Genomic DNA, 16348 nt, shown 5'->3' with positions numbered 1-16348 from the left:
AAAAGTTGAGGAAACGGTCTGATTTCCATACTGTGCAACTATCAACTGTCAACTATCAACTGTGCAACTGTCAACTGTCAACTATCAACTGTCAACTATCAACTATCAACTGTCAACTATCAACTGTCAACTGTCAACTATCAACTATCAATGAGCGGTATAACCCCCATCAATTACCAATTCAGAACCAGTAACAAACTTCGATTCATCCGATGCCAGATAAAGAATACCGTAAGCAACATCATCAGGTTCACCCACGTGTCCCACCGGATGTAAGCTATCAAGAATTTTCCGTCCTTCAGTCACATCACCTTGTTCGGCCAACAACTTCTCTACCAGCGGTGTCCAGATAAATGCCGGATGAACTGAATTAACCCGAATCTTATTTTTGGCATACAATAGCGCATCTGTTTTGCTCATCAACCGCACTGCTCCCTTTGAGGCATGATAAGGAGGCATATCCGGGCCGCCAACCAATCCGTAAACAGAAGACAAATTAATAATGCTGCCACCTCCCGTTTCTAGCATCGAAATCAAAACGTGTTTAGTACAGAGAAAAACACCATTTACATTTATTGCCATCAACGAATTCCATTCATCTTCGGCGATTTCGTGGGTGGGTTTATTGATACCAACAATCCCTGCATTGTTCACTAAAATGTCAATTTTGCCCCACTTTTCTCGAACTTCAGACACCACCTGTTTAACGCTCGCTTCTTGTGTAACATTTAGATGCCAGTATTCTGCTTTTCCGCCTTTTTCGGTAATCTCTTCTACCAAACCTCTGCCTTCCTTCTCAGCTATATCCGTTACCGCTACACAGGCTCCTTCTTTCGCCAGCAACAGACAAGTCGCCCGACCAATTCCCGAAGCGCCACCTGTGACAACCGCAACTTTCCCTTCTACTCTATTCATAAAAACCTCTTCAAGAAATGAGTTAAAACTGTGACATCGGATACACCAACTTGGCTACAAGTATGATGTAGCGAAACTAACCAATTTGCCGATCCATCCCGACACCAACCAGGCTACAGGTATAATGTGGGGATTCTGGCGAATATGCTACGCAAATAGTATAGTGTATCAGGAACCTGCTTGTACGATGTGTGGGTTGAACCAAGCCACAATTACTTGTTGTAACTCAATCAATTTTTGTCGAAGTATGGCATTCGCGCGATCGTCCACGAGAGGAAGCGAGAACCAGGGAGATATCAGAAAACTAGGATTTAACGTTCAGATTTTTATTTTAATTAAGGCTCGCGAATTAAATAACTTACAATTTTAATTGTGATGTGGGATGGGCCAGAAGAACCCGTCCAAAAAGGGCGGACTCGACATCCTACAAAATTGTGAAAGTTATTTAATTATCATTCCTAAGAGGCTGATGGACGCATTTTTGAAGGCTGGTAAACCGCAGATGTCCGGCAGGGCGGCGTAGATATTTTTTGGTGAATCTGGGTTTTGAAGAGGGCGAAGCATGACCGCATATAAGTTATTAGCTATAATCTCATGTTTACTGCGGTCATGCTTCGCCCCTACACATATATTTGCTTGCACAAAGATAGACCCATAATCTTAAGAATATCCAGGAAAGCATCGGAATAAAATTGTTACAAAAATAACTTTTAAAAGTTTTGGTTGGCATCAAAATTCCCAAAAAATGAGCAGTCGATCGACCCGCCATACACAGCCTAGAAACTACCGGAACATGACTCCTAAAGTGATTGCTGCGGTTGCCAGCATCAATCCACCTGCTAGACCATAAGTTGTTCCTAAACTTACCCATTGGCTCAATGGTTGACTCACAAACGGTGAAATAAATTGACCTAGGAAAAAGCTGGTGGTAAGTCCGCCCAAAATTCGCCCTCGCAGGGATGCGGGAGTTGATGAAGTCAAACATACGTTCATATTTGGCATCAGTAACCCGACACCTAAACCAGCGATCGCCAAACCAATCAAAACTATCTCATAGGTGCGAGCCCAACTAATCACCAGATAACCAATCCCCATCAACCCAAAGGCGATCGCATAAATGTTCGTGAAGGTGAAACGAGCTTTCAGGCGTTGATAACTCAGGGCGCTGATCGAAGTAGCGAGGGTAGCAAGGGCGATCGCCAATCCACTTTGCGAAGCATTAGCACCCATTAACTGCTGAAGATAAAACGGAATCTGCACTGGAATCATTTGACATACTCCCCGGCGTAAACGCACGGGGATTCTAAGGTCAAACAGCAATTGCAGGCAAAACCTGTCTAACATCACCTAACTTAGCGGTCGATGCCCCAACCGCACAAATATTTCTAGCAGCATTTTCATCTCGTCCATTCACAGACTGACAAGATGGACAACGCCATTCTCTGACTGATAAATCCAGATTTTCTAGAACATGACCACAGGAAGAACAGGTTTTGCTAGATGGATACCATCGATCTATAAAAACAATGAGTTTTCCTTTCTTCTGGGCAACCCATTCTAAAATCTGGAGAAATTCTCCCAAAGCTAAATCTGATATCTTCCTACCCCACAGACGTTGCATTCCTTTCAAGCTCAAGGTCTCAAAACACAGGATATCAAATTTATCTGTCAGGTGATGGGCTAGTTTCCAGAACCAGTCAGTACGGTGATTTGAAACATCTTCATACTTACGAACTAAATTCTTTCTAGCCTTCTCTCGATTATTTGAACCTTTGACTTTCCTTGAGTGCTGACGACTAGCTTGCTTAATCTGGTTTAGGGATTGCTTGAGGAATTGGGGGGATTCAATCTTGGTTCCATCTGAAATAGTCAGAAAGGTTTTCAAGCCAAAATCAAATCCAGCGATTCTACTCGTCTCGGATTTGATTTTGGGTTCTCTTATTTCTTGGTCAACAACCACCATCATAAATAATTCCCCTAGGGGTGTGCGCTTAATGGTTAAGGTTTTGACTGTTCCTTCTATTTCTCTAGAGTTCCAATACTGATAAACCTGATTTCCAATCCTAACTCTATTGCCTAAGAGAAATTTGTATCCTGCTTGCTTGAGGGTGAAGGATTTGTATCTTCTAACTTTTTTGAATCCCGGTGGTCTTACCCCCTTTTTATGTTGCTTGAAAAATAGTTGGTAGGCTTTCTCAATGCGTTGACAGATATCCTGCACTGCTTGAGAGCCTACTATTTGCCAAAAGGGTTTACGCTTCCGCAGTTTGGCTAGATGAGCCTGAAGTTTGGAGCAGTTTAAGTGTTTTCCCCACATTCTGTAGTACCTTTTATGTAGGGCAATACAGTGGTTGTAGATAACTCCGGCGGCGTTAATTGACCGTTTGAGAAATCTATTCCGCTTATGTTGATACAGCTTAAACTTCAGGGTTTTCATGCTGGTATTTTATCTCAGATTCAGAGAAATTCAAAGAGAAATCAAGAGAAAGCCGTCAAGCGAAGGACGGGGCTTTATACCCAATTTTTCGGTAAAACACGATTTGAGTAAGCAGTGCAATACCGTAGGTTGTCAGTAGCAGCGTCCGCGGGACTGGCTCAGAGGCGATCGCACCCGTTTGTTGAACAGCATCTTGATGGCGATCGGGTTCGGGAAGTACCAGCAAAATTAATGGCAGAATCAACCACGCCATCAGGTAAATTAGAAACGGTTGCCGCCAATTGCGATCGGCCAAATAGCCGCCGAGGGTGAGAAAAATCATGCCGCCGAACCCCATGAAAGCTGCTTGCAATCCCAGGAATTGCGATCGAGCCGCACCGATGTAATAATCAGCAATCAGCGTGGTTGCAGTCGTCATAATACCTGCCACGCTGAAGCCCAGGAGCATCCGTCCCAGCAAAATTAGTCCAATTTGATCCAACAGGAAGCCAGAGCTGCCTGCGAAGCCATAGAGAAACACAGATAAACCCAGCAAGCCTTTGCGCCCAAAGCGATCGATCGCAATTCCGGCAATCGGCGCACCGATCGCGATAAACAAAGCTGGGGCTGTCAACACCAATCTCACCCAATAATCGGCATTAGGAACAGCCGAAAAGTGCTGCCGCATTGCTGGGAGGGAAGGGGCGATCGTGGCTCCTGCCATCACGGTTAGGGTGCTGACTAGCAGCAGGGTTGCTTTAACGAGAAAAGTGTCAGAGCTGCGTGGTTTCATAGATTATGAGAGGAAATTATCTGCCTTTATCTGTGTGGATCTGCTTGTCATTTGCGATCGACCTATCAAATTGTTACATACCAAGATTTTTTTTCACCCATCTGCTTAGATCGACCCCAAATATCAGGCAGGTAAACACAGATGAGCGCAGATAATTTCAGGGTATTTTGGAGATAATGCAATTTCTGTCTATTCAAAATGGTTGACTAGGGTTTGAAGTCGATTATAATCTCACATCTTGTACCATTCTGAATAACAGACAAGATGCCTGTTCCACAAAGAATGGATTTCTTGTGGAATGGGCTTCTAGCCCGTTCCTAAAAAGCTAATTGGGAATGGTGCAAGACCTCAGTTATAATCCTACTTGACCAATGTATTCTGCTACAGAAGTTACTGCGAGCGGCGGATATTGAATCTTCGCAATATTTTCTAGCTTGCCCTTACCATAAACCATCGTGAATAGATACAAATCTTAAATTTAAAATCTAAAATCATAACTTATTTTTTTGAAAAAAGCTATATAATTAAAAGATGCCTCACAGCCTGATTTTAAACCTACTGCCAGTTGCACCAATCCCATCCCAATTTTTAACGGGACGGCATCTCCACGCCTTATTTCTCAACCTTGTGAGTGCTGTAGACAGCGATTTGAGCGCGTACCTGCACGACCAATCAAACGAAAAAGCTTTCACATTAAGCCCTTTCCAAGTAAGCAGAAAAGAAACTTACAAAACTAGCAACCCACAGCCACAAAAGAGAGTTTTGCCTCCGGCTGCGCGCACTATTTTGCAGGCCCTACAGTGGGAACACAAGCAAGCAATTGGGGAAAATACAGCGATTTGGTGGCGCATTTCTCTGCTGGATGACGGTTTGTTCGATCGCCTAACTCAACTGTGGCAGCAACTCAACTTCGAGCGCCCGTGGCATCTGGGCCCGACAGATTTGTACGTGACTAACATTGTCAGCCAACCCACTGCAAACCAGCCGTGGGTAAACTTTTCCAGTTACGCCGAATTGTTTGACAAAGCTTCGGAAACTGAGCGCCAAATTGCGTTTACCTTCTGCACTCCTACTAATTTTCGGCAAGGCGTGTACGATAGTGCGATGCCAAGTAGAGAAAGTGTGTTTGGCAGTTTGGCAAATCGTTGGAACAAGTATAGCGAAATTGCGATCGAATCTACTTTCACAGAAGCTATTTTTCCCAGTTTCTTCGATATCCGCACCGAAGTTTGTACGGATTCTCGCAGTAAATTTATTGGTTGCGTCGGCGAGGTTAGTTACCGAATTATGGGAGATGTCAATCCGCTTGCTGTCAAGCAAATTAATGCTTTAGCAGATTTTGCGCTTTACAGCGGAGTCGGGCGCAAGACGCCGATGGGAATGGGAATGACGCGCCGATTGCCAAATTTTTAATTATTCACTTTTCTGCTTAATTTCACTGACAATTTCATAAACATCAGTGTCGGGAATTTTTGCAAACAAAGGCGTCATCTGCTTCAATATTTGCTGATAAGCTTCGCTTTGATTGGCAGCCATCTCTTCTACGCTTTCCCAAAAAATGATGGCAATACCTTTGTCTGTATTGGGCAATTGCAGTAGGTATGCTCCCTTAAATCCTGTGGCATAAGTCGCAACCGCTTTGCCAAAAAGTTCTTCGGCTTCTTTGAATTTTCCTGGTTTAAATTCGCCAATGGCAACGTAGGCAAACTGATGTCTGAGAAAGTCTAAAAATTCTGACATATCCTTATTCCTCAAAAAATCGTGATATACCAAGTTATATCAATAAAGTTCATTTAACACTCTTTCTCCCCCGGATATACCCTCAATACCCTTGGTTGTAGCGGGACTTTGAGCAAGTTCTTGTCCCACCCTTTTTGAGGGGAGTTAGGGGCGATCGGCCTTAACTGAACGGTATTAAGCTGTATTCTACCCGATCGCCAGAAGTTTGTGAATAGTAACTTTACAAAGCATTATCTTTGGTCAGACGACCATCTTCCATTAGAACAATGCGATCGGCAATATCTAAAATCCGGTTATCGTGCGTTACTAACAAAATTGTGCAACCCTGTTGCTTAGCCAGCTTCTGCATCATTTCTACCACATCTCGACCCGACTTTTTATCAAGTGCAGCAGTTGGTTCATCAGCTAAAATAATCTTGGGACGACTTACCAAAGCCCTGGCAATGGCTACGCGCTGTTTTTGTCCTCCAGAAAGATTGTCCGCATAGTAATCAATGCGATGTCCCAGCCCAACTTCTTCAAGAATATTAGCAGACATTCGATCGATATCTTCTCCCAGGCGATCGTCGTGCAATTCCAGAGACATTCGGACGTTCTGCTTGGCAGTTAAAAAAGTCAGCAAGTTATGTGCCTGAAAAATATAACCTATCTGGCGCCGCAAATACATCATTTGCTGCTTGCTTGCACCGCAAATCTCCTGTTCAAGAATTTTCAGGCTACCAGATTGTGCCGATCGCAAACCTCCCATCAACGTTAGTAAAGTTGTTTTTCCAGAACCCGAAGGCCCGGTCATAATCACAATTTCACCTGGATTAATATCGAGATTTATTTCAAATAAAACCTGTTTGCGAAGTTCTCCATCGCCAAAGTAGTGATTTAGGTTGCAAGCAGAAATTACAGGCTTATTTGATGCCGATACATCAATCTGATTTGAGGGATTTAAATTTTGCATCATTGCGATAAATCTCAGAAAGAATACATGAAGTTACAAGTCAATTTTTAGCGAGTAATTCAGATTTCCGGAATCTGAGAAATAAACTCCTAAATACAAACACTTTGATGGTGGGAATATTTCAGAAAATATCAGCCGGATCGGCTCCCTGCAATTTGCCCATAGCAACAGTGCCAGAAACGGTACACATGATAATAGTTAAAACCAGCACTAAAATAGCTCGATTAAAAGTCATGCCAATCGGCAATAGGGTAGCAATTCCAGCAATCACATACAATCCAGATGAAAGAATAAATCCTGGTATAAAACCCAAAAATGCCAGAATCAAAGATTCTTGAATCAGGATACCAACTAAGTAAGAATCGCTGTAGCCCATCGCTTTGAGGGTAGCGTATTCAGGTAAGTGATCGGATACGTCGGAATAGAGAATCTGATAAACAATCACAATCCCGACAATAAAACCAATCACTGTTCCAAATCCAAAAATAAAGCCGGTTGGGGTACTGCTAGACCAATATTTCTTTTCGCGATCGCCAAATTCAGTGCGCGTCAGTACCAAAACATCGGCTGGCAAGTGGTTTCGGAGTGCTGCTTGCAGTTGCTTGAGGTTTGCGCCCGGCTGTAATTCGATTAAACCGACATCTATTCGATCGGATCTGCGATCGGGAAATAGATGTAAAAAGGTAGAATCACTGACAAACATAGTACCGCTAGCCCCAAAGGATACTCCAAGATTAAATAATCCTGTAACCCATAGCTGTCTGTCATTAACTTGTACGGAGAGCGGATTGGATTGCTTGAAAAGACTGGTAATATCTCCAAATTCAGCGCGACTAGCTCTGTCAAAAAGCACTCGATCTAAAGGTTTAATTCGATCGGCTTGCTGATTCACTTCTGGTAAGTTAAATGCTGATTTTGCTGGGTCTAATCCAATAGTTAAAACTATGCGTTCCTGTTCTTTTTGTTCGGGATTTTGCCATTGAGAGCTACCCATGTATACGTGATTGATTGATTTGACGGCCTCAAAGCCTGCTGCTTGATATAGCCGTTCTTTGGGAAAAGATTTCAGTGATACTACGGTTTCAGATATGGGATTGATTAGGAATAAATCGCCGTGTAATAGGTTTTGAATGCTAGCGGCAGATTCGTAGAGTGTATCATTGAGTCCGAGTTGGACAAACATCAAGACATCAGCAAAAGCAATTCCTGCCAAGGCTACAGCAAGTCGCTGTTTTTCTCGTTTGACCTGAAGCCATGCTAGGGGTGTTCTGCGAAAAGATTTTAGCATTTTTGTTAAAGTTGATGAGTTGATATTCATGGAAAAGCTAAAAATCAATGGCTACCTGAACTTGCAAGTTAGTCAAATCTGCAACTCGCTTACTACCTTCAGCATTCAGGTTAATTCTGACTTCTACTACTCGACGGTCTAGATTCTCTCCAGGTGTATTGCTGCTAATTTCTTGCTGAGTAACTTGCAGTCCAATTTGTCTAACTATTCCAGATATTTCACCACTGAATGATTGACTGGTAATAATAACTTTTTGACCAGTACGAATTTTGCTGATATCAGTTTGATAGACTTCTGCAACTACTTGCATTCGATCGGTTTGACCCAAATCGGCGATACCTTTTGAGCCAACAACTTCTCCCGGTTTGGCGTAAATTTCGAGAATGCGACCTGCTGCGGGAGTGCGGATGTAGGCTTTTGTTAAGGAAGTTTCAGCGCGTTTGAGAGAGGCACGAGCGTTGCTAACTTCTGCTGCTGCTGCTTGTACGTCGGTGAAGCGAACTTCTGCTGTTTGTGAAAGCGTTGCTTTGGCTTCGTTAATTTGTTCTGCCAAAGTTGCGATTGTTTTGTCTCGGTTGGCTTTGGCTTCATTAATTTGTTCTGCCAAAGTTGCGATTGTTTTGTCTCGGTTGGCTTTGGCTTCATTAATTTGTTCTGCCAAAGTTGCGATCGCCCTCGATCGATTTGCTTGACTTTCCAAAAATTGTTGCGCGGAAGTTTCCGCACTCAGGCGTTTGCGATCGACTTCTTGACTAGAAACAGCGCCTTCTCGGTACAGCGATTCGTAGCGCTGCAAGTCCGATCGAGCATTTCGCGTCTCCGCCCCAACTCGATCGACTGTTGCCTTCAAAGCTTGTTTCTGTCCTTGCAGTTCGGCTCGCAAGCGATCGATCGCCGCTTCCTGAGCCGTACTTTCCCCTTCCAATTGAGCCGTCAAACGAGCAATTTCGGCTCGCTGAGCGCTAATTTGTCCTGCAAGTTCTGCTTGCAAGCGAGAAACCGTTGCCCGCCGCGCTGCAATTTCGCCCGGTTTCGCTCCTGCTTTAACTTGAGCTAGCTTTGCGCGAGCGATATTAACTTGTTCTTTGGCTTGTTGCACTTCATCTTCCAGCCGATCGCGCGAGTCCATAACTGCGATCGCCCGATCGGCCTCAACCCGATCGCCCCGCTGCACCAGCAGTTGAGATATGCGATCGTTGCTCATCACCGCTGGTACCGACACGCGAATTACTTCGCCCACCGGTTCTAAACGCCCCAAAGTCACAACTTGCTTCGGGATGGGAAGCGTCGGTGCTAATTCAGAGGGTTTACTCGTCGGCCCAAACTGCTGGATTGCATAGAAAGCCCCTCCGCCTGTAATCGCAATCGCGGCTAAGATTGGGGCGATCGTCCATCTACTTGACTTTGACAGTAAGTTAAGGTTCATGTGGATTCTGGTTGCGAGCAATCCTCAGGCGGCATCTGCGCGCGGAATGCAGCCTTAACAGGAACTCGACGTATCTCAATATATTGATATTTGCCATCATATATCAACATATTGAGATATGCAACCAGAATCAGAAACTTTGTGCAAAAAAAGTCAGAATGTAAGATAAATGCCCGTCACAGCTTGCCTCAAGCACGAAGTCGAAGTGAATCAATCCTCCAATAAGTCCACAATCATCAATTTTCTGCAAAGCTACTGGGCAGTTAACGCTGCTTTCGAGACAAGGCTCTCGGCCTACGGGCTGAGCGGGCCGCAGTGGGACACGCTGCGAATTTTGCGGGAACATCCGGGGGCAAACGGTGCGGACATCGCCCGCTTTGCCCGCGTGAGTCCCCAAGCGGTAGCAACCATGTTGCAACGTTTGGAACAAGCAGGGCTAATTTTTCGCCGCGCACCTTCGCGGGGTCGATCGGTCAAAAGCTACATTACCCCGAGTGGTGAAGCACTGCTGCGCGAGGGCGATCGTATTGCCAATGAGATTGAAGCACAAATCTTGTCCGACTTTAGCAGCGAAGAACAAGAGCATTTCAACGATTATCTTCGCCGCTGCACGGCTAACGCGAACTCCGATCGAGTCGAGTAAGCTGTTGTGCATCTAGATTGTGTATGGTAATTCAGAGTCCGATAAGGACAGGATTTGACGATTGTTGTTCGGTACTCGAAATATACAATTTAAATGCACAACAGCTTAGTGCAAAATCCGGGTTAAAAACCCCTCTATTGTTGAATAGAGAGAGGAGAAAAATCAGCGTTCAGTAGTCGGAGCATCTCAGTTTTGTATTTTTTTACAAAAGTGAGATTCTCGATGCTCGCCTGGTAGTAAACCAGGATTTGTTCAACAGTTGACAGTTGACAGTTGACTGTTGACAGTTTGAGAGCGACCTCTACCTAGAAGTCCGAGGATTCGAGTAATGAATAGTCTGATTTTTATTTCTCCCTCAAAGGGAGAGGCTTTCAACCAATTATTTTTGAAAAAAACTTAATCCGCCGCGCGACTGAACAATTTTTATAGAACTTAGATACCGTGTAACAAATGATACTAATTACTGTTTTGGTATCCTCTTGATTCTTTAGTCTCCCTCTGATGGGAGGAGACTTTGACTCTCTAACGGTTTCAATGGCAGAGTTTTACCGGAGATTTTTAACACTTGCGATACCAGCGGAGACGAGAGAGCACTTAACCCATAAAAAACGGTTTTTTGCAATAACCCTATTGAAATTTGTAGAACTTATCTGCAAAAATTCTAACAGAAAAATATCAATAAAGTAAATAATCGCTACAAAAAATGCCAAAAATATTAGTAATTGAAGACAATAACTTAATCCGAGAAACCGTTTTAGAAATTCTGAACTTGGGCGATTTTGAAGCTGTCGGCGCCGAAAACGGAAAACTTGGTGTCGAGTTAGCGATCGCCCAAATTCCCGATCTAATCTTGTCTGATGTCATGATGCCGGAATTCAACGGCTTTGAAGTTTTCGCGATTTTGCGATCGCACCCTGTAACCGCCAGCATTCCGTTTATTTTTCTGACAGCCTCCGAAATGGAAAAAGCCCTCGAACTCAAAGCAGACGGCTATCTCAAGAAACCTTGCAGCATGACAGAAATCCTCGGGGCGATCGCAACTCAACTAGAAAAACCGACAGTTACCAACCCAAAATATCAAAAAATACAAGACAATTCCGCCCGCTCAAATCTCAGCTCGCGCGCCAGGAATCAAAAATCTCGCTTTGAGATTGCATCGCTTTGCTCCCAATGACGCCCGCAGTAACATTACTGATACATAAATTCAGGGAATATCAAATTGGTTCCAGCCGGAGGTGACTTAGACTGGGTATGTTGATTTGGTAAAAAAGTCATGAAGGCACAACCCAAAGGCCGCCTAGTTTGGAATCACTCTACCCACCTTCCCGGTTTGATACCAATTTTAGAGCGCCTCACTCTCATAATGGGCATTCAAACCGTTACCCCAGGCGTCATTAACAAAGTTAAAGGACACATCCCCCACATGACATTAAGAGTGTCAGTACCCATTCGCGGGGGATTTAAAATCATTGCCAGACAAGGCAAAACCGTACAAGAAGTCTTTATATTAACCACTCTCACACAAAGGGACTTGGAAGAGACGATCGCCCAAACCCTAGCCAAATGACAATTTTTCCTTAGCAAGCAAAGCCCGGGCTCTAACTGCCAAAGTTTCATCGCTTTGGGCTATTTCCTCAAGTTTTGCCGAAACTTCCGCTAACCAATCCGGTTTAACAGTCGCAGCACCAGCCAAAGCTTGCAAACCTCCCGCCGCTGCGTAGCGAACCACCCATTCCGGATCTCGGGACGCTTGCAGCAGCGTTTTCACAGTGCGATTTTGAGCCTCTAAAACTTGTTCTGTCGGCATCAATTCCCAGCAAATCGTCCCCAAACCCCTAGCCGCCGCCCGCCGCACGCTCAAAGCAAAGTCATTCGCCGCCGCATCCAGCAAAATCTCTAAACCCCTAGGATCGCCAATTCCCGCCAAAGCCCGAACAGCCCAAGCTCTCGCTCCGTAATTGTAGCCGTCAAGCTGTTCTAGCAGCGGCAGCACCGCAGGTTCTCCGAGTTGAATTAGTCCGTCAACGGCGGCCACGGCGGCACCTGGGTTGTTGTAGCCGAGGACTGTAATTAAGGTAGGAATTGCTGCTTTTGAGTCAGCAGCCGACAGTGCTTTGACTGCGTTTAACAAGCCTTCGGAAGAATCTGCTTGTTCGACGGCGCGAATTAGTTCTAATGCCATTTATTTATAGTATTTACAACAGGTTTACAAACAATTTGAGGTTGGAGATTGCTAATTTTAAGAATATATGAATTATGCACGGATAGCCAGAAACCCGGTTTTCTGCGAGAATCCTTGAAATCGATCTCTATTGCTTGTTCCGACTTTGGCAGTCTATGAACAGACGATAATTTGCAAAAGTTATCTGCGTTTGGCGATCGGGAACGTTGTGCTACGATCCCTTACCTTGTCTCAAAATAATAGATTTCTTGCCTCAGTCATTTTAATCAAATTTTGGGACGCTGTTGGGAGCAACGTCCTAACTATTTTTGGAAGAAGTCTAATAACTAATCAAGTGGTGAAAACTACTTCATGCAATGTCTTCTGGTACTCGTTATTCGCTAAGTCGAGCATTTCTCCAAAAATAGGAGAGAACGGGCGGTTTGAATCCATCGCTGTATATTCTTCTAGCGATCGCCAATGTCCAAAATTGATGCAACGCCATCCATCCAAACTGCGGTGAGCATGGGTTGAAATCAGTCCCGCTTGTCCTGACACCATCTCAAGTGCCTGTCGAAATAACTCAATAAACCGAGGCTGATTTTCGGGCTGCTTCATCTTGAAAATTCCGAAGTTGATAAGTCCATCCATGCTCGGCGAGAGATGCAACTCGCTATCTTTAGGTTCTGCGGCAAAGATTTCAAACAGTTGAACATCTGGAAGTGCAAAATCTGTGAAGGGTTGAGTAGCGGCATAAGATTCTTGATCCGCCCATTGAACATAGCTTGTAACTCGCAATCCATCACGGCTACGGAGAACTGAACCAGAGGCAAATCCTTCCTTGTGTTTGAGAACAGACTCGATATTTTGAATTACGTATTCTACTAAACTTGCTTGGCTCTCAGGTTCTACAGGAAATATGGCGAACTCAGCTAGTAAGCCATTAACTTGGTTAACAATAGGCATTTGAAACCTCCGAGTGGACGACATGATAGAGATGAAACTCGTTTCGTGCTAATCCTTCCCAATAGGGTTTGTCGGGATTAAATCCTGCTTGCTTCAAAATTGCTTCAAACGCCTCTTGACTCTCCCACTGTCCGTAATTGAACATCCGGGTTCCGTCTAAACTGCGATGAAACGTTGCCGATATAAGTCCTGGTGAATTATTCATTGCTCGATCGAGTTCCGTCGTCGTTCGCTTCACCATTTCTGGTTGATTCGATGGCATCATCCGAAACTCCGCCAGATGGGTAATGCGCTCTCCTACAACAATCTCAACTTCTGCCGATATCGATTTACTTGCCGACACCTCTAACTGCACTGAGTCGGGCGGAAAAAACTCACTCAACACCACCGGAGGCTGCAAACTGCGCCGATCGAACTTGGGTTGCCATTGACTGTAAGTGAAGACGCGAACCCCATCTAAGCTTTGATGCACGCTAGCCGATACAAAGTCGGAATTTGACTTCCAGGATTTGATTTGTTCTTCGATCGCATTGACTAATCCCGATTGATGTCTCTGAGCAACCGTATACAAATCTAGCCAAACGATCGCGGTATTCGACCGATCGATCTGAACCATAAATAATCCTCAATGTGTTTCGGTTTGCACATTCTGACTTAATGTTAAACACCAATCCACAATCTGGCAACTACTACTGACACGATCGAGCGAAGTGGCATAATGTTCTCGCTCACTGGATGCGGATAGCCTTTGCATCTCAACGATAGCTTATAGCGGTTCTCACAAAGATTCGCGGACGTTGTTGGGCTTGGGCCCTCTTGATTTAAGCGGTTATATAAGCTGTCAGTCATACCTCATCTTTCTGAGAAAGGCTATATACTGCTGCATAAATTTAAAAAAAATTGCTATCATAGTTCCCTGGACTATTTACAAAAGGCTATCCATTAAATTCATAACTTGGATCGCTTCATCTGACAAAGATAGAGATGGTTGTTGATTGAGGTGATGCTCCAAAACTCCTTTGAGCGCAATCAATTTCATGCTATTTTCTGCTAAAGTTTCAGCAATAGCGGGCGCTGAGGGCAAATAGCCGATCGCCCCCAAGTCCATCAAAGCCGATCGCCTCAACTGCAAATTATCCCCATTCAAAGCAGTTACCAACCGATCTCCGTAAATGCGATCGCCAGTCAACTGATACATCGCTCGCGCCGAAGCGTACTGCACCCGCTCCACAGAATGCTCTAAAAAAGGTGAAATTAGCGGTATTGCCTCTGTCGCTTCCAGCGTACCCAAAGCTTCAATTACCGAGTCGTAAGGCTGCACGAGGTGCGATTTTCCAGGCACTCGCAGGGCTACAGCTACGCCCCCATCTAAGAGTTTCATCAGCGGTGGAATGGAATCGCGATCGCCCAGCATTTCTAGAGCTTGAGCCGCCGCTTCCCGCACGTAATAATCCGCGCATTCCAAACAGCGAGTTAGCGCCGGCAAGGCTTGTTTATCGCCCAATTTTCCTAGAGCTCGTGCCGCATTTCGCAGTAGGGAATAGTCGCCAATTTTTGTTTGTTCTGATTCTTCTTGCAAGGCGGCAATCAAAGCTGCAATTGCTGCGGGTTCCTTGACTCGAAATCTGCCTACCCACCAAGCAGCATAATAGCGGAGACTGTAGTCTTGGGAATGCAAATTTGCGATCGCCTGTTCTATTGTTAAAGACTCGCCCTCAGCTACACCCGCTGGTGGTGAGTCGGATTCATCATAATTCATAGTCATAATTCATAGTGATTAGGGAAATCGGCGATTGAAATCGCTGCTAGACAAACAAAACCCGCCTGCGCGGGTTGGGGAAACTCGGCGATTGAAATCGCGTCTAGACAAACGAAACCCGCCTGCGCGGGTTGGGGAAACTCGGCGATTAAAATCGCCCGTTCTAGCGGACTTTGCTATTAATTATGATCCGACGATGATGCAGGCAATGATTCTGCGATCGCACAGAACCGGACAATCATAAAAAATTGATTTCTGCATCTAGTCGGATTACACTAGCTATTAGACCTTAGCCAATGGCCATTAATCTCTAGTAAATTTACTAATGACTAACGACCGATGACTACTGTTCGCGAGCGGGGACAGCACTAATAACTGATGACTAACGACTAAATTGGAGTAATGCTGGCGATTTTCCCGCCCAAGCGTTGAAATTTCTGCATTTGCGAGGACAAATCCTCACCAGGTACGATAAACGCCTTGCTGCTGTGGCGCACCCTGGGATAGCCACCCGTCCGAATGCCCGACACTTCAACGCGGAAAAGCCGCCCTTCTTTACCGTAAGCTGCCGCACCACCAAAACCGCTGCTGGGAGTTACGTTTTGTGTCGAAGACCGGTATGCCCAACCTTCGTTGCCACCAGAAGGCCCAACTACAGCAGTAGCGCTGTTAGTGCCTAATTCGACAGCTAAGCGGGAGTTATTTCCTTCGAGTTGAGATGTATCGCTGTTGGCATAGCCGCGATATAGCCGGAACATCCGGGTAAAACCAACGGTTTTTTGACCTGTCTGAGTGTTAAAGCCCCGGTAGTAAGGGACGATATTATCACCGAAACTTTCTTGATACTCTACTGAATCGATGTAAGAATCAATATCAGCATCGTAGCCTTCTGTTTGGTACAAATCTAAGTGATAAACTACTTCAGATTCGTCGTAGGGAGCGCGACCGAGCAAGTGTTTGTAGTTTAGTTCGATCGTCCGAGTTTGGAAGCTGCTGTACAAAAACTTGGTTTTGTACAGTTCCGATTTTGCCACTGCCCGCACAAATTCTCGCACCGTTAAACTGCCGTCTCGCAGGAGAGATTCAGCACTTGTCAGGCGCTCGGATTTCATCAAATAGTCGTTGCCCAGCACCTGACGGTAAACTGCACGAATCACAGTTTCAATGTCGTCTTTGGTGTAGTTCGGGCGCAATTCTACCTTAGGTGCATCGCTCAATGCGGATGTTCCCAGTCTGGACGCTGCTGTGGAAATAGCCACCAGATTTTCTCCTAAATTAATAACAAAAAT

At 44.9% G+C, this 16348-nt stretch carries 17 protein-coding genes; 4 read left to right on the top strand and 13 right to left on the bottom strand.

Annotation, left to right across the window (positions count from 1 at the left end):
- Positions 1–147 precede the first annotated feature (147 nt).
- From JGK22_RS19775 to JGK22_RS19760, 4 genes are all read right to left on the bottom strand, one after another.
- Positions 148–915 carry a glucose 1-dehydrogenase gene (locus JGK22_RS19775; protein ID WP_293189848.1) on the bottom strand — a complete coding sequence of 256 codons (768 nt, stop codon included), beginning with the start codon at positions 913–915 and terminating at the stop codon, positions 148–150.
- A 783-nt stretch (positions 916–1698) separates the two neighbouring features.
- Entirely contained in the window at positions 1699–2184 is a 486-nt protein-coding gene (locus JGK22_RS19770) for an MFS transporter (protein WP_293189847.1), read from the bottom strand.
- Between the two features lie 40 nt (positions 2185–2224).
- Positions 2225–3352: a transposase gene (locus JGK22_RS19765; RefSeq protein ID WP_293184125.1), complete on the bottom strand. Its 1128-nt coding sequence runs from the start codon at positions 3350–3352 to the stop codon at positions 2225–2227.
- Positions 3353–3407: 55 nt separating this feature from the next.
- Positions 3408–4124 carry an MFS transporter gene (locus JGK22_RS19760; RefSeq protein ID WP_293197492.1) on the bottom strand — a complete coding sequence of 239 codons (717 nt, stop codon included), beginning with the start codon at positions 4122–4124 and terminating at the stop codon, positions 3408–3410.
- Positions 4125–4655: 531 nt separating this feature from the next.
- On the opposite strand from JGK22_RS19760, the gene cas6 reads away from it, so the two are divergent.
- On the top strand, positions 4656–5537 hold the full coding sequence (cas6, locus tag JGK22_RS19755) for a CRISPR-associated endoribonuclease Cas6 (protein WP_293197493.1): 882 nt from the start codon (positions 4656–4658) through the stop codon (positions 5535–5537).
- On the opposite strand, the gene JGK22_RS19750 is transcribed toward cas6, so the two are convergent.
- The 4 genes from JGK22_RS19750 to JGK22_RS19735 all read right to left on the bottom strand — a co-directional run bounded on the left by JGK22_RS19750 (position 5538) and on the right by JGK22_RS19735 (position 9530).
- Positions 5538–5864, bottom strand: a complete 327-nt coding sequence (locus JGK22_RS19750; RefSeq protein WP_293206906.1) for an antibiotic biosynthesis monooxygenase — start codon at positions 5862–5864, stop codon at positions 5538–5540.
- Between the two features lie 220 nt (positions 5865–6084).
- Positions 6085–6816, bottom strand: a complete 732-nt coding sequence (locus JGK22_RS19745; protein WP_293197508.1) for a DevA family ABC transporter ATP-binding protein — start codon at positions 6814–6816, stop codon at positions 6085–6087.
- A gap of 121 nt (positions 6817–6937) precedes the next feature.
- Entirely contained in the window at positions 6938–8104 is a 1167-nt protein-coding gene (gene devC, locus JGK22_RS19740; RefSeq protein ID WP_293197495.1) for an ABC transporter permease DevC, read from the bottom strand.
- A gap of 37 nt (positions 8105–8141) precedes the next feature.
- Positions 8142–9530 (bottom strand): HlyD family efflux transporter periplasmic adaptor subunit, encoded by a 1389-nt coding sequence (locus JGK22_RS19735; RefSeq protein ID WP_293197496.1) that lies wholly within the window; start codon positions 9528–9530, stop codon positions 8142–8144.
- 169 nt (positions 9531–9699) lie between these two features.
- On the opposite strand from JGK22_RS19735, the gene JGK22_RS19730 reads away from it, so the two are divergent.
- The 3 genes from JGK22_RS19730 (at position 9700) to JGK22_RS19720 (ending at position 11740) form a co-directional block, all read left to right on the top strand.
- Positions 9700–10173, top strand: coding sequence for a MarR family transcriptional regulator (locus JGK22_RS19730; protein WP_293197497.1), 474 nt, complete (start codon positions 9700–9702; stop codon positions 10171–10173).
- A gap of 703 nt (positions 10174–10876) precedes the next feature.
- Positions 10877–11347, top strand: a complete 471-nt coding sequence (locus tag JGK22_RS19725; protein WP_293197498.1) for a response regulator — start codon at positions 10877–10879, stop codon at positions 11345–11347.
- 99 nt (positions 11348–11446) lie between these two features.
- Entirely contained in the window at positions 11447–11740 is a 294-nt protein-coding gene (locus JGK22_RS19720; protein ID WP_293184136.1) for a DUF2103 domain-containing protein, read from the top strand.
- Here the strand turns inward: JGK22_RS19720 and JGK22_RS19715 are convergent.
- From JGK22_RS19715 to JGK22_RS19695, 5 genes are all read right to left on the bottom strand, one after another.
- Positions 11729–12355 carry a HEAT repeat domain-containing protein gene (locus JGK22_RS19715; RefSeq protein WP_293206909.1) on the bottom strand — a complete coding sequence of 209 codons (627 nt, stop codon included), beginning with the start codon at positions 12353–12355 and terminating at the stop codon, positions 11729–11731. The genes JGK22_RS19720 and JGK22_RS19715 overlap by 12 nt on opposite strands.
- A gap of 330 nt (positions 12356–12685) precedes the next feature.
- Positions 12686–13300 (bottom strand): antibiotic biosynthesis monooxygenase, encoded by a 615-nt coding sequence (locus tag JGK22_RS19710; protein WP_293206911.1) that lies wholly within the window; start codon positions 13298–13300, stop codon positions 12686–12688.
- The gene (locus JGK22_RS19705) at positions 13287–13916 is read right to left on the bottom strand and encodes an antibiotic biosynthesis monooxygenase (RefSeq protein WP_293206913.1); all 630 of its coding nucleotides are present in this window, start codon (positions 13914–13916) and stop codon (positions 13287–13289) included. Before JGK22_RS19705 ends, JGK22_RS19710 begins: the two co-directional genes overlap by 14 nt.
- A 309-nt stretch (positions 13917–14225) precedes the next feature.
- Positions 14226–15065 carry a HEAT repeat domain-containing protein gene (locus JGK22_RS19700; RefSeq protein WP_293206915.1) on the bottom strand — a complete coding sequence of 280 codons (840 nt, stop codon included), beginning with the start codon at positions 15063–15065 and terminating at the stop codon, positions 14226–14228.
- Between the two features lie 383 nt (positions 15066–15448).
- Positions 15449–16318: a phycobilisome linker polypeptide gene (locus tag JGK22_RS19695; protein ID WP_293206917.1), complete on the bottom strand. Its 870-nt coding sequence runs from the start codon at positions 16316–16318 to the stop codon at positions 15449–15451.
- Between the last annotated feature and the right edge of the window lie 30 nt (positions 16319–16348).

The organism is Microcoleus sp. PH2017_08_TRC_O_A (genome assembly GCF_020738665.1).
Lineage (GTDB): Bacteria > Cyanobacteriota > Cyanobacteriia > Cyanobacteriales > Microcoleaceae > Microcoleus.
The sequence above is the reverse complement of the archived record's forward strand: the minus strand, read 5'-3'. Positions and strand labels throughout refer to the sequence as shown.

Coding starts and splice junctions, on each gene's coding strand:
- JGK22_RS19725 (WP_293197498.1), top strand. CDS start 10,877: ATGCCAAAAATATTAGTAATTGAAGACAATAACTTAATCCGAGAAACC.
- JGK22_RS19715 (WP_293206909.1), bottom strand. CDS start 12,355: ATGGCATTAGAACTAATTCGCGCCGTCGAACAAGCAGATTCTTCCGAA.
- JGK22_RS19735 (WP_293197496.1), bottom strand. CDS start 9,530: ATGAACCTTAACTTACTGTCAAAGTCAAGTAGATGGACGATCGCCCCA.
- JGK22_RS19775 (WP_293189848.1), bottom strand. CDS start 915: ATGAATAGAGTAGAAGGGAAAGTTGCGGTTGTCACAGGTGGCGCTTCG.
- JGK22_RS19770 (WP_293189847.1), bottom strand. CDS start 2,184: ATGATTCCAGTGCAGATTCCGTTTTATCTTCAGCAGTTAATGGGTGCT.
- JGK22_RS19710 (WP_293206911.1), bottom strand. CDS start 13,300: ATGCCTATTGTTAACCAAGTTAATGGCTTACTAGCTGAGTTCGCCATA.
- JGK22_RS19745 (WP_293197508.1), bottom strand. CDS start 6,816: ATGCAAAATTTAAATCCCTCAAATCAGATTGATGTATCGGCATCAAAT.
- JGK22_RS19765 (WP_293184125.1), bottom strand. CDS start 3,352: ATGAAAACCCTGAAGTTTAAGCTGTATCAACATAAGCGGAATAGATTT.
- JGK22_RS19760 (WP_293197492.1), bottom strand. CDS start 4,124: ATGAAACCACGCAGCTCTGACACTTTTCTCGTTAAAGCAACCCTGCTG.
- JGK22_RS19705 (WP_293206913.1), bottom strand. CDS start 13,916: ATGGTTCAGATCGATCGGTCGAATACCGCGATCGTTTGGCTAGATTTG.
- JGK22_RS19730 (WP_293197497.1), top strand. CDS start 9,700: ATGCCCGTCACAGCTTGCCTCAAGCACGAAGTCGAAGTGAATCAATCC.
- cas6 (WP_293197493.1), top strand. CDS start 4,656: ATGCCTCACAGCCTGATTTTAAACCTACTGCCAGTTGCACCAATCCCA.
- JGK22_RS19700 (WP_293206915.1), bottom strand. CDS start 15,065: ATGACTATGAATTATGATGAATCCGACTCACCACCAGCGGGTGTAGCT.
- devC (WP_293197495.1), bottom strand. CDS start 8,104: ATGCTAAAATCTTTTCGCAGAACACCCCTAGCATGGCTTCAGGTCAAA.
- JGK22_RS19750 (WP_293206906.1), bottom strand. CDS start 5,864: ATGTCAGAATTTTTAGACTTTCTCAGACATCAGTTTGCCTACGTTGCC.
- JGK22_RS19720 (WP_293184136.1), top strand. CDS start 11,447: ATGAAGGCACAACCCAAAGGCCGCCTAGTTTGGAATCACTCTACCCAC.